The organism is Mesorhizobium sp. M1A.F.Ca.ET.072.01.1.1 (assembly GCF_004023325.1).
Classification (GTDB): domain Bacteria; phylum Pseudomonadota; class Alphaproteobacteria; order Rhizobiales; family Rhizobiaceae; genus Mesorhizobium.
In genome coordinates, this window is the sequence record NZ_RZSF01000194.1 from 1 (window position 1) to 12,639 (window position 12,639).

At 63.7% G+C, this 12,639-nt stretch carries 12 protein-coding genes, 1 tRNA gene and 1 pseudogene; 1 reads left to right on the plus strand and 13 read right to left on the minus strand.

The features are described 5' to 3' along the window. Window positions 1-765, plus strand: a pseudogene (locus EOA32_RS23550) (ANP1/MMN9/VAN1 family protein); the annotation flags it as partial. Window positions 766-948: 183 nt separating this feature from the next. Here the strand turns inward: EOA32_RS23550 and EOA32_RS23555 are convergent. The 13 genes from EOA32_RS23555 to EOA32_RS23625 all read right to left on the minus strand — a co-directional run bounded on the left by EOA32_RS23555 (window position 949) and on the right by EOA32_RS23625 (window position 12,434). Next, entirely contained in the window at window positions 949-1,530 is a 582-nt protein-coding gene (locus EOA32_RS23555; RefSeq protein WP_128373009.1) for a DUF1349 domain-containing protein, read from the minus strand. A gap of 12 nt (window positions 1,531-1,542) precedes the next feature. Further along, window positions 1,543-2,982 carry an aldehyde dehydrogenase family protein gene (locus tag EOA32_RS23560; RefSeq protein ID WP_128373010.1) on the minus strand — a complete coding sequence of 480 codons (1,440 nt, stop codon included), beginning with the start codon at window positions 2,980-2,982 and terminating at the stop codon, window positions 1,543-1,545. 200 nt (window positions 2,983-3,182) lie between these two features. Then, window positions 3,183-3,668 (minus strand): hypothetical protein, encoded by a 486-nt coding sequence (locus EOA32_RS23565; RefSeq protein ID WP_128373011.1) that lies wholly within the window; start codon window positions 3,666-3,668, stop codon window positions 3,183-3,185. Window positions 3,669-4,047: 379 nt separating this feature from the next. Continuing rightward, window positions 4,048-5,115 (minus strand): sn-glycerol-3-phosphate ABC transporter ATP-binding protein UgpC, encoded by a 1,068-nt coding sequence (gene ugpC, locus EOA32_RS23580; protein ID WP_128373012.1) that lies wholly within the window; start codon window positions 5,113-5,115, stop codon window positions 4,048-4,050. Window positions 5,116-5,118: 3 nt separating this feature from the next. After that, complete coding sequence (locus tag EOA32_RS23585; RefSeq protein WP_067003416.1) at window positions 5,119-5,967, minus strand: carbohydrate ABC transporter permease; 849 nt, start codon at window positions 5,965-5,967, stop codon at window positions 5,119-5,121. Continuing rightward, the gene (locus tag EOA32_RS23590; RefSeq protein ID WP_095777012.1) at window positions 5,967-6,890 is read right to left on the minus strand and encodes a sugar ABC transporter permease; all 924 of its coding nucleotides are present in this window, start codon (window positions 6,888-6,890) and stop codon (window positions 5,967-5,969) included. Before EOA32_RS23590 ends, EOA32_RS23585 begins: the two co-directional genes overlap by 1 nt. Window positions 6,891-7,163: 273 nt before the next feature. Next, complete coding sequence (locus EOA32_RS23595) at window positions 7,164-8,441, minus strand: sugar ABC transporter substrate-binding protein (protein ID WP_128373013.1); 1,278 nt, start codon at window positions 8,439-8,441, stop codon at window positions 7,164-7,166. A 25-nt stretch (window positions 8,442-8,466) separates the two neighbouring features. Continuing rightward, the gene (locus EOA32_RS23600) at window positions 8,467-9,669 is read right to left on the minus strand and encodes a PLP-dependent transferase (RefSeq protein ID WP_128373014.1); all 1,203 of its coding nucleotides are present in this window, start codon (window positions 9,667-9,669) and stop codon (window positions 8,467-8,469) included. Then, complete coding sequence (locus tag EOA32_RS23605) at window positions 9,666-10,397, minus strand: FadR/GntR family transcriptional regulator (RefSeq protein WP_128373015.1); 732 nt, start codon at window positions 10,395-10,397, stop codon at window positions 9,666-9,668. The genes EOA32_RS23600 and EOA32_RS23605 overlap by 4 nt, the downstream gene beginning before the upstream one ends. Before the next feature lie 130 nt (window positions 10,398-10,527). Beyond that, on the minus strand, window positions 10,528-11,244 hold the full coding sequence (locus tag EOA32_RS23610) for a DUF2161 family putative PD-(D/E)XK-type phosphodiesterase (protein ID WP_128373016.1): 717 nt from the start codon (window positions 11,242-11,244) through the stop codon (window positions 10,528-10,530). Window positions 11,245-11,306: 62 nt separating this feature from the next. Then, a complete protein-coding gene (locus tag EOA32_RS23615) occupies window positions 11,307-11,657 on the minus strand; it encodes a hypothetical protein (protein WP_245299804.1) in 351 nt (116 codons plus the stop codon). A 129-nt stretch (window positions 11,658-11,786) separates the two neighbouring features. Beyond that, window positions 11,787-11,862, minus strand: a tRNA-Ala gene (locus EOA32_RS23620). A 176-nt stretch (window positions 11,863-12,038) separates the two neighbouring features. Next, window positions 12,039-12,434, minus strand: a complete 396-nt coding sequence (locus tag EOA32_RS23625; protein WP_067003406.1) for a TIGR02300 family protein — start codon at window positions 12,432-12,434, stop codon at window positions 12,039-12,041. Window positions 12,435-12,639 lie beyond the last annotated feature (205 nt).

Sequence of the window (12,639 nt, forward strand, 5' to 3'; positions counted from 1 at the left end):
GTGCTGGTGCCGCTGCGCGATGCGGCCCAACACATAGAGCCATTCCTCGCCGCGTTGCGGCAGCTCGACTTCCCAAAGGACAAGATGAAGCTCGTCTTTTGCGAAGGCGACAGTTCAGATGGCAGCTGGGAGCGGTTGCAAGGCGCCACTGCGGCCCTGGGCAAGGACTATCGCGAAGTCGTGCTGCTGCGGAAAAAACTCGGCACCGAGCTTGACCGCGACAAGCGAGCGAACCGGCAGCTGCAACGCGTCAGGCGCAGCGGCATCGCCAAGGTGCGTAACCATCTGATCGATCATGGGCTGAGAGACGAGGACGACTGGGCGCTGTGGATCGACATCGATGTCTGGCGTTTTCCAGCGGACGTCGTGACCCGGCTGATTGCAAGGGGGCACCGCATCGTCGCGCCGCACTGCGTGAAAGTCCCAGGCGGCGACAGCTTCGACCTCAACAGTTTCGTCACTGTGCGGCACAACAGAGATCATAACTACTTCCGCCATGTTCACGACGGTCTCTATCAGCCTCCGCGGCACACACATGCAAGGCTGCATATGAGCGACGTCCGCCACCTCGACAGCATCGGCCTGGATGGTGTCGGCGGCACCATGCTCTTGGTCGATGCCGCCTTGCATCGCGGCGGCCTTCGCTTTCCGGAGATCCCCTATCGCGACCTGATCGAGACCGAGGGTTTCGGCGCCCTGGCGAACGATCTCGGCATCAGGCCGATCGGACTGCCGCGGCTGGAGATACAGCACGTCCCCTGGTGAGGCCCCGCCTTTCCCAGTTTCCCTCCAGAAACAGCCGGCCGCGAAGGGCAGCCTTCCAGCATCGCAACCGAATTCGCCGGACGCTCGACCGCTGAACGGCCGACGGCCGGCCAGTCACCGCGCCCATGCCGCGCTGGGGGCATCGACCTGCGAACTGCGCAAGAGGGCAGCGCCGCGCCACCATCAATCGTGCAACTCTCTCGCGATTGGCGGGCCAACGCTGAAGCCCGAGAACATCACCTCGAAGCCTTCGCGCTGCGGCGAGCAGCACATCATGCCGACGTCGACGCTCCGCGAGACCGGGAAATGGGCCAGCCGCACCGGTTTCCAGCGGCCGTCCGCGGCTTCGAGGTACTGAACGCGAATGGCTTCGGCGTGGCGGGTCAGACGAATCCTCACGCCGTCGGGGTCTGTCGGAATGCTGACCAGCGACCAGTCGGAGGTGTCGTTGGTGACGACAACGGAAAAATAGGCGAGGCCGTCCGTGTATTCGATACCGGCCTTGATCCAGTGCGTTTCGCTGAGCCGCAGCATCAGGCCGGCCTGATCGTAGAGCGCCTTGTATTCGCCTTTGACGGTGACCTCGGCGCTGAAGTCGCCCGCCACGGGACGATAGAGGAAATGGCCATTGTCGCGGCGGAAGCCGTAGAAGGTCTCGCGCCAAAAATCCGTCTCCTTGCCGGTACGGACATGAAGCGTCCCGTCGCCGAACACATGGTGCGGCGGCGGGTTGAGCCAGGCCATTCCGGCGAAGTCGGACGTCATGAAGCCTGCCCGTCAGCCGGCGAACGTATAGGCCGTCTTGACGGTGGTGTAGAACTCCATGGCGTAGCGGCCCTGCTCGCGCGGGCCGTAGCTCGAGCCCTTGCGGCCGCCGAACGGCACATGGAAGTCGACGCCCGCCGTCGGCAGGTTGACCATTACCATGCCGGCTTCGGAGTTGCGCTTGAAATGCGTCGCGTGCTTCAGGCTTGTCGTGCAGATGCCGGAGGTCAAGCCGAACGGCGTGTCGTTGGCCACAGTCAGCGCCTCATCATAATCCTTGACGCGGATGACATTGGCGACCGGGCCGAAGATTTCTTCGCGCGAGATGCGCATGGCGTTGGTGGCGCCGGTAAACAGCGCGGGCCTGAGATAGAAGCCGGGAGTCTCGCGCTCCAGCCGCTCGCCGCCGAAGGCGAGCTCGGCGCCTTCCTGGCGGCCGATAGCGATATAGTCCTCATCCTGTTTGAGTTGGGTCTGGTCGACGACCGGGCCGATCTGGGTCTTGGCGTCCAGCGCGTCGCCGATGACCAGCTTGTCCAGGCGCTCCTTCATGGCGTCGACGAAGCGGTCGTGGATGCCTGCGGTGACGATGAGGCGCGAGGACGCGGTGCAACGCTGGCCGGTCGAGAAATAGGCGCCGTTGACGGCGCAATCGACCGCGACCGCAAGGTCCGCGTCGTCGAGCACGACGAGCGGGTTCTTGCCGCCCATCTCGAGCTGGAACTTGCGCATATGCTCCACACTTGCCGCCGCGACGCGTTTTCCCGTGCCGACCGAGCCGGTAAAGGAGATGGCGTTGACGTCCGGGCTGTCGAGCATGGCCTGGCCGACGACAGAGCCCTTGCCCATGACGAGGTTGAGCACGCCCTTCGGCAGCCCGGCACGATGCAGGATGTCGACGATGGTCCAGGCGCTTTCGGGAACCAGTTCCGCCGGCTTGAAGACAATGGTGTTGCCGTAGGCCAGCGCAGGCGCAATCTTCCAAGCGGGAATGGCGATCGGGAAGTTCCACGGCGTGATGATGCCAACCACGCCGACGCCTTCGCGGGTCATCTCGACACCGACGCCGGGGCGCACGCTCGGCACAAGCTCACCAGACAGCCGCAGCGTCTCGCCGGCGAAGAAGTCGAAGATCTGCGCGGCGCGGATGGTTTCGCCGACGCCTTCGGCCAGGGTTTTGCCTTCTTCACGGGCGAGAGACCGGCCGATCTCGTCCTTGCGCGCCATGATCTCGTCGGAAGTCTTCTTCAGCACGGCATGGCGCGCCAGGGGGCCGGAGCGCGACCAGCCCGGGAAGGCCGCCTTGGCGACCGCGATGGCCTGCTTGGCCTCCTCCGGCCCGGCCGAGGCGTATTCGCCGACCACATCGTTGGTGTTCGACGGGTTGATGTTGCGCGAGCCGGCCTCGCCCAGCCACTCGCCGTCGATCAGGTTCTTGCGGAGCACGGTCATCTTCATTCCTTCGAGATTGGCTTGCTTCTTCGAGATTGGCTGGCGTGGCAAAGCGCCGGTCATTTGTCAGACAAATGATATAGCCATGGTCGGCGGAAACGTCTACCCGAGAAGCTTTCGATAAAGGTAGGCGCGCGGCGGTGGAAGTCCACCGGCTTCGTCCGCGCCCCTCTGTCACGACAAAGCCCTGACGGCCTCCTTCAGACGGAAAACGACCAGAACAGGCCGGCGAGCGTTGCCGCGGCGAAGATGACGAAGAACAGGCTTCTGAGCAGGATGTTGCGGCGAAGCTCATTCATGGCGAGATGCGCGCCGACGATCGCCGGGACGAACAGGAATCGCCAGTTGAGAAGGGTCCAAGGCACCTCGCGCTGGCCGAGCGCCCATCGGGCGAGAAGCGAACCGACAATGGCGGCGAACAGCACGATCGTTGCCCAGAAGATCGCATCCGCGGCATGCGTAAGCACAACTCCGGCGGCGCGGATGGGCAGGATCATCATCAACATCGCGCTGAAGAAGTAAATGGCGGCGATGGCCAGGAACGAACCCGCGTCGGCAATGCCGTCGAGACGCTTAACGCCGAAGGCGCCTTGGGGGTAGCCGTGCCTGGCGACCGCCAGCGACAACGCCATCAGCAAGGCGCTCAGAACCGTGACCAATGCGAATGTGCCGAGAGCCTTGCTCATGCCGTTCCCTGTCGAGACGAATCAACGGGAGTCTAGCAGAGCGCGGCTGCCGAAAACCGCAATTCACCTCTCGGCGGTATCGAAGCATCAGGGCTTCTGCGAGGGCGAGATGAGTTCGGCCTTGCGCCGGGCGGTCTCCAGGCCGACGTCGATGAAGCGGGCCAATTCCATGTTGTCGGTCCACAATTGCGCCAGATCGCCGTCTTCCTCAAGAGGTTCTCGCTGACGATCTCGGAGGAGAAGGATTCGCGTCGAGCACGACAGCGCAGGCGGGGTCGGTGCAGGCGTGGCGACGAGGCTGGTCTTGTCCGGGATATTGGCCGATCTAGGCGACCTGACCGGCCCGATTACACATTGGACGCCTTCCGCCGGCGCTGACCTATCCGATGCGAGCGCCGCTTGCCGGATCGAACAGATGCAGCGCCGCTGGGTCGGCGGCGAGCCGGATCGCGTCGCCCGGTTTGACATTGCTGCGGCCCATGACGAAGACGCAGATCTGCTGGTTGGCCAGCCTGACATAGAATTGCGTCGACAGGCCGAGCGGCTCGACGACCTCGACCTGACCTTTCAGCGGGCCGTCGTCGGCCAGCCGGATGTGTTCCGGCCGCAGCCCGACGGTCAGCGCATCGCCATTCTTCAGCGGCAATCCGTCCGGCAGCCTCAGCTTCTGGCCGTCGCCCAGCACGGCATCGACCTTGCCGCCCTTGGCGACCTTTGCCGGCAAAAAATTCATGCCGGGCGAGCCGATGAACCCGGCGACGAAAGTGTTGGCGGGACGATCGTAGAGCTCCAGCGGATGGCCGACCTGCTGCACATAGCCGTCATGCATGACGACGATGCGGTCGGCCATGGTCATCGCCTCGACCTGGTCGTGCGTGACATAGACCGAGGTTGTCTTCAGCTGCTGGTGCAGCGCCTTGATCTCGGCGCGCATGTGGACGCGCAGCTTGGCGTCGAGGTTCGACAGCGGCTCGTCGAACAGGAAGACTTTGGGATCGCGCACGATGGCGCGGCCCATGGCGACGCGCTGGCGCTGACCGCCGGAAAGCTGGCGCGGCAGGCGGCCGAGAAACGTCTCCAGACCGAGGCGCTTGGCGGCGGCGCCCACCCTGCCGTCGATCGTCGTCTTCTCGGCCTTCTTCAGCATCAGGCTGAAGCCCATGTTCGAGGAGACGTCCATATGCGGGTAGAGCGCATAGGACTGAAACACCATAGCGATGTCGCGGTCCTTCGGCGCCACATCGTTGACCAGCCGCTCGCCGATGCGGATCTCGCCGCCGGTGACCTCCTCCAGGCCGGCGATCATGCGCAGCAGCGTTGACTTGCCACAGCCGGACGGGCCGACCAGCACGACGAACTCGCCGTCGGCGATCTCGAGATCGACGCCGTGCAGGATGCGCAGCGCTCCATAGTCCTTCTCGACATGTTGCAGGGTGACGGAAGCCATCGATTATCCTTTGACAGCGCCGGCGGTAAGGCCGGTGACGAGATAGCGTTGCAGGAAGGCGAAGAAGATGCAGACCGGGATCAGCGCCAGGATGGAGGCCGCCATCATCTGCCCCCAGTCGACGGCGAACTTGCCGATGAAGGTGAGCAGGCCGACGGCAAAGGTCTTCTGCTCGTCGCTGGAGATCAGCATCAGCGCGAACAGCAATTCGCTCCAAGCGGCGGTGAAGACGAAGCCGAGCGTCGCCCCCATGCCGGGCAAGGTGAGGGGCACGATCACCCGGCGCATCGCCTGGGCGCGCGTGCAGCCGTCGATCATCGCCGCCTCCTCCAGATCCTTCGGAATGCTGTCGAAGAAGGATTGCATGAGGAAGGTGGCGAAGGCGGTGTTGAAGGCGGTGTAGATGATGATCAGCCCGGTCAGGCTGTTGGTCAGGCCGAGATCGCCCATGATGCGGTAGATCGGCGGGATGACCATGACCAGCGGGAAAGTCTGGGTCAGCAAGAGCAGGATCGCTAAAGTCGCCTTGCCGCGGAAGGTAAAGCGCGACATCGCATAGCCGGCAAGCGTGGCGATGACCGTGACCAGTGCCGCCGTCGACACCGAGACGATGACGCTGTTCAAGAAGTAGCGCGGGAAGTCGGAAGCCTCCAGCACGGTGTCGAAGTTCTTGAGCGTCGTTTCCGATGGCCAGAAGGTTATGCCTTCGGAATAGAGCAGCCGCTCCGGCGTCACAGAGATCTTCAGCGTCCAGAAGATCGGGAACAGCGCGAAGACGACATAGGCGGCGATCGCGGCGTAGAGGCCGATGCCGCCGGCGATGCGCGAAGAGGTGGAACGGCCGGCGATCATCAGACATGCCTCACAAGTGTGCGGCGGATGGCGATCAGGCCAACCGCATAGGCAATGAGCAGCACCAGCAGCAGCACCGCGACTGCGGACGCATAGCCTTTGTCCAGCGACTTGAAGGCGCTGACATAGATGTAGACCGGCACCGTGCTGGTCGAGCCTGCCGGTCCGCCCTCGGTCATGACGAAGATCAAGTCGGCGAAGGTCGCGATCCAGATGGTGCGCAGCATGACGGTGATGACGATGGTCGGCGCCAGGAACGGCAGCGTCACCTTGGTGAAGCGCTGCCAGGGCGAGGCGCCGTCGATGGCTGCCGCCTCATGCAGTTCCGACGGGATCGACTTCAACGCCGCAAGCAGCGTGATGGCGAAGAAGGGAATGCCGAACCAAATGTTGGCGACGATCGGCCCCCACATGGCTGTCGCCGGATCGGAAAGCACGTTGGTCGGCTCGGCCTTCAGGCCGAGCGCGAAAAGCCAGTGCGGCAGCGGGCCGATGATCGGGTTGAACAGCCAGGCCCAGGTAAGGCCGGAAAGAAAGGACGGCACCGCCCAGGGCAGGAACACCACGGCCTGCACGACCTTGCGGCCATAAAAGGGCTTGTCGAGCAGCAGCGCCAGACCAAGCCCGAGGAAGAACTGGAAGAACAGGCTGGCGGCCGTCCACCAAAGCGTGTTGACCAGCGCCTGGCCGAGCACCGCGTCGGAGAGCATCGCCTGGTACTGGCCGAGCCCGACATATTCCGATTTGAAGGCGGAGAATTTGCGGAAGGAATAGCTGATGCCGATGATCAGCGGCACCAGGAGCACGACGACCAGCAGGACGATAGCCGGCGAAAGATAGAGCCAGGGCTCGATCGCGGCCTTGCTCAGCCGCTTCTTGCGCGGCCGGCCGGTCGATCGGATTTCGGACACTGCGTAAGTCATGGATTTGGCTCTACGGGTGATGGTGAGGCCAGCGTGGCGACAGCGTCCTTCTCCCCATTCTACGGGGAGAAGATGCCGGTTCACCCTCCGCTGCAGCGCAGCTGCTGCGGAGGAGGGCAGGCAGATGAGGAGCGGAGCCGACTTTCAGGATTCGGCGCTGCCCCTCATCCGTCACTTGTCCGTGAATGTCGTTCTCCCAAAACCGCTTCGCACTTTTGGGCGACATTCATCGGGTGACACCTTCTCCCCGCAAGCGGGGAGAAGGAAGAAAGGTCACTTCTTGTTCTTGGCCAGCCAGGCCTGCTGCTCCTTGGTCAGGAACGCCGCCCACTCGTCGGCCACCTGCTTGGCCGGCTTCTGGCCAAGCAGCACTTCCTGGAAGTTCTTGATCGCCACCTGGTCGACGAAGTTGCCGAGGTTTTCCAGATGCGTCGGCGGCGTCACCATTTCATATTTCGAGCTGTCGTTGAGCTCGGTGAACCAGCCCTTGAACTGCTCGGTCTTGAAGTGGGCGTCCTGATCGGCGCCGTTGTGGATCGGGACGACGCCGACTTCCTTGGCCCATTCCAGATTGTCCTTGGGCGACAGCAGCGTCGCCATCAGCTTCCAGGCTTCGTCCTTGTGCTGCGAATTGGCGAACATCGCCCAGCCGGCATAGCCCAGCGTCGGATAGGATTTGCCGCTCGGGCCGACCGGCAGCGGCGCGACCGCAAAGTCGTCGGCGCTCATCTTGTCGGCGATGCCGAGCAGCGCGTCCGGATCCTGGTTGAGCATGGCGCAGGTGCCGGAATAGAAGCCGGTCACCGTCTCGTTGAAGCCCCAGCTCACGGAATCCTTCGGCGCCAGGCCGTTCTTGTACATGTCGGCCAACATCTGCAGCCCCTTGACCGAGCCCTCGTCATTGATGGTCGAAGTGCCGTCCTCGGTGAAATAGCCGCCCTTGCCGGCGGCGATGTTCATGAACATGTGCATGCCGTTGAAGGCGCCGGGACCGCCGCGGAGGCAATAGCCGTATTTGCCGGGGATGGCGGAGATCTTTTTGGAGAACTCGACGAACTCGTCGAGGTTTTCCGGCGGACGGTCAAGACCCGCTTCCTTGAACAGCTTCTTGTTCCAGAACAGCGCGTTCACATAGTAGCCGTAAGGGATCATGAACTGGGTGTTGTTGACTGTCGAGCCGAACTGCTTGGCCCGGTCGCCGAGCGTCTTGGCGTCGTCCCATTTGGCCATGTAGGGGCCGAGATCCTCGAGCTGGCCGTTGTTGGCATAGAGGCCCATCCAGCGTTCCGGCATCTCGACCACGTCGGGCGTGTCGCCGGCCTGAACCATGGTGAGAAACTTCTCGAACGCCTGACCCCAAGGCAGCGAGACGAGCTCGACCTTGATGCCGGGATTGGCCTGCTCGAATTCGGCGATCTGCTTCTTCAGGAATTCGGTGCGCGGCGGGCTGGTGATGACCTCGACCATCTTGATGGTGGTGTCGGCCAGCGCGGCCCCGGCGGAAATCGCGAGGCCGGCAGCGGCGGCAAGCAGGATTGTCAGGCTTTTCATGTTCGGAACTCCCATTTTGAACACCTTATTTTTTTGCCTTGTCGAAGGCCTGGGCGATGTCGGCCCAGAGGTCCTCGACGTTCTCCAATCCGACATTGAAGCGGATGGTTCGGGGGCTGACGCCGAAGCGCGCCATCGAATTCAGACCCGGCGTCTGCTCGAGCGAGGCCTTGGCCGGCACGACCAGGCTTTCATGGCCGCCCCAGCTGACGCCGATGCGGAACAGCTTCAGCGCATCGACGAAAGCCGGAATGTCGACATCTTCCGCGACCTCGAAAGAGAACAGCCCGGCATAGCCGGCAAGCGTCTTCTTGCCGGGATGATTGGAGTAGGCGGGATGGTTGACCCGCTCGACCTTGCCATGCGCCTTCAGCCGCTCGGCGAGCGTGAGACCGCTCTTCATATGATGCGGCAACCGCAGCGGCAGCGTGCGCAGGCCGCGCAGCAGAAGCCAGCTCTCGAAAGGCGACAGCTTGCCGCCAAGCGACGAATAGGTCTGCTCGTTGATGTGCTTGATATGCGCGGCCGAGCCCGCCACCACCCCGGCGACGGTGTCGCTGTGGCCGCCGAGATATTTCGAAGCCGAGTGCAGCACCAGATCGACACCATGCGAAATCGGCTTCTGGAAGACGGGCGTCGCCCAGGAATTGTCGATGGTGGTGACGATGCCCCGTTCCTTCGCCAGCCGGGTCAGGTGCTCAATGTCCTGCAGCTCGAACATCATCGAGGTGGGGCTTTCGAGGTAGAGCAGCTTGGCGCCCGGAAGCGCCGCCGCCACCGCATCGGGGTCCGAGCCGTCGACATAGTCGACCTTGATTTGCAAGCGCGGGAACAGGCGCTCGAACAGGCGGTAGGCGTCGCCATAGCAGTTGCGTACGGCAACGATCCGTTCGCCGGCGCCGACGAAGGCGAGCACGGTGGCGCTGATAGCCGCCATGCCGCTGGAGAAGCCCCGCGCGGCTTCCGCGCCTTCCAAGGCCGCGACGCGCGCCTCGAACTCCATCACCGTGGGGTTGTCGCCGCGCGAATAGATCGGCTGCCTTCGCCTGCCGGCAAAGGTGTCGGCCATGTCGGCGTAATTGTCGAAGGTGAAGAGCGATGTCTGGTAGATCGGCGGCACCACAGCGCCGCCGGGGAACGGATCGTCATGCGCGAGAAGCGTCGCCGCCTCGCCGAGGTAGTCGCTGGCCAAAGAAGCCGGGTCGAACCCTGTGGGATGCTCGTTCATTTGCGATCCAAAAGCTTGAGGTTGGCGGCGCCGCGCTTGAGGTCGTTTTCGACGGTAGCGATGAGCTTCAGCGCTTCGGCCCGGGCTCCCTCCGGGTCGTGCGCGGCGATGCGGTCGAAGATGGTGCGGTGATAGGGAAAGCTGGCATGGCCGAAATCGCGCACGCCGAGCGGATGTTCCCAGAAGCGGTGGAACAGCTCGTGCATGGCGCTGATGATCTGCTCGAACAGCGGATTGCCGGAGGCGCGGTAGACCGACTGGTGGAACTCCCAGTCCTCCTCCGACGACATGCCGGCGCGGCTGTGGAAGGCTTCTTCCATGATGTCGAGCTTGCGCTCGATCTCGGCGACCTCAGCCTTGCCGGCGCGGACGGCGCAAAGAGCGGCGGCCTCGGCCTCCAGCGCGCGGCGGATCTCCAGCGTGCGCATCAGGCCGGCGAAGTCGTTGCCGCCGGCAAGGGTCAGCGGCATGTGCAGCATGTCGGGCGAGACCGCCGCCTTGAGGTAAGTGCCGCTGCCCTGGCGCCGCTCGACGAGGCCCAGCCCCTCCCAGCGGGTGAGTGCCTCGCGAACCGTGTTGCGGCTGACCTTAAGGCGCTCGGCCAAGATGCGCTCGGTCGGCAGTTTTTCACCGGGATCCAACGCCTCTTGCCGCACGAAGCCGGCCAACGCCTTCAGGACCGCATCATCGCGGGCCGTCGTCTGGATCGGCGGGAGAGGGTCGGTCACGCTGGTGAATCCGAAAGTGGTTCAATGGTCCAACCAATTTCTGCATTAACGAAGAGGTGAGTCAACCACGCATGGTGCGATTCGGCGATTTTCGGTCGATAGCCGACAGTGCGCGAGCGGCGTCAGCCGCTCACGCGCCGAGCTTCGCTCCAAGCTGCTCGACTTGAAACGGAGCGACCAGCGGCGGACCGTCGAGGACCCCTTGCGACTGCAAGGCAGCCTGCCCGAGTTCGGTCAGAGCGTAGATGCCGCGCTCGGCCCTGGCGAACCAGCCATAATAGTTGTGCAGCAGGATGCTGGCCGCGCGGGGGGCAACGAGTTTCAAATCGCGCGGCCGCTTCGGGCCGTCGGCCATGGCGGCGGCGCAGGCAATCGCTTCCTGGCGGTATGCGGTCATGATCGGCTTTTGCCGCGTGCTGCCGCCGATGGAGGGATCGCCCTTGCGGCGGTGATGCTCCTCGACCAGCCGCGAGCGCCGCCTCGGGTCGCGCCGCGGCGGCACGGCGGCCGGGCTGAGCAGCAACTCGACCTTGCCTTTCCCGTCGACCGCGAGCAGGCCGAAGCCGAGCCGCCGGCAGAGCGCGCGAAAACGTCGATCGTGCTCGCGGCCCTTGCCGCGCGCCGACATCCGCGCGGCGAGCCAGACCTCGTCGCAGGCCGCCGCCCGATCGACGCCTTGCAGAACGAGCTCAAGATTGAACTGCAGCTTCAGCTCGCAGATGACGACCACGGGCGGCTCGCCTTCGCGCAACCCGACGATGTCGCAGCCGCCGACCTCGCCTTTGACGGTGAAGTCGAGGCTCTCGAGGAACCGCTTCACCGGTGCATAGAGGGACGTTTCCTGCATGGGAGAGGCATAGCCGATTCGAGCCCGGCCGACACGGCAGAAGGCGACGCGACCGCCCGCCGCTATTGCTTGGCGAACTGGCCCCTATAGGTCTGGCCGGCAAGCGTGTAGGTGCCGGCCAGCGTTCCGTCAGGCTGCATCGTAAACGTGATGTCTGCGCCGTTCGGCAGGCGTCCAAGCTTCAAGGTGTTCCCGGCGATCCTGCCGGCGCCGTCGGCGATCCCCGGCTTGTTGTCGGCCATATCGCCCCACGCGTAGCTGACCGTCACCTGCCCGGCCGGTGAAACGGTCAGCACGGCCAGCTTGCCTTCAAAGGTGCCATCCAGCCGTCCCGCCCAAATGCCTGAAAACGCCGCATATCGGGCGGGGACACTCTTGCCCGGAGGCGTGATCGCCACGGTTTGGTCGAGCACCGCAGTGTCCGGGACAGCGGGAGCCGCGACAGCAGCCGGGGCAGGTTGAGGAGGAGGCGGGGCCTCGGATACCGATTGACAAGCGACAAGCGCCAATGCCGCGAAACCGAGCATCAAAGAAAGACTGTTTGGTGGAGCCAATCGGAATCGAACCGACGACCTCTTGAATGCCATTCAAGCGCTCTCCCAACTGAGCTATGGCCCCACTCCCGGCAGTCAGCCGGCGCCGTTTCCGGCGAAGAGATCCGGCGCGGTTGGGCACCGCGCCGTCGTTTAGTGCTGGCGGCTTCTAGCGCCGCCTTCGGTCAAGATCAAGCCTTGAAAAGCCGCTTTTTCGTCACAGGTCAAAATGGCCGGCAAACAATCGCGCCGGGGCCGAAATCAGACCTCGTCCTCGTCGTCGCCGACGCCGATCATATCGGAAACGTCGTCGTCCTCTTCTTCCTCGTCGGCAAGGAAGGTGTCATCGTCATCGTCACCGAGATCGACATCATCCTCGTCGTCGCCGAGATCGGGCAGATCGTCGCCGCCGCCCTTGGTCTCCTCGTCCGCATCTTCGAGCGAGACGATTTCGGCGCCTTCTTCCTCCTCGGAGTCGACTTCCTTGTCGGCGACGTCCTCATCGTCCTCGATCGCGGAAATCTTGCCTTCCTCGAAATAGGAGCGCGGATAGCTCTTGCCGGTGTATGGCGAGACGATCGGGTCCTTGTTCAGATCGTAGAATTTCCGCCCCGTTTCGGGGTCGACACGTTTTGTGCCAAGTTCAGGTTTTGCCACAGCAAGCCTCGTCAAAAAAAGAATGGTCCCCTTAACCGCAGTTTTCCGCGCTGTCAAAGCCAAAAGCCGGCATCGCAAAACCTTGCATTCGAAGGCCCGCGTGAGGGGATGACCATTGCGGCGCGCCGTGATACGAGACCGCCGCAACACGACGAATTGAGCCGGCCCGCCGGCGCCCGCATTTGGAACAGACAATGTCTCACGC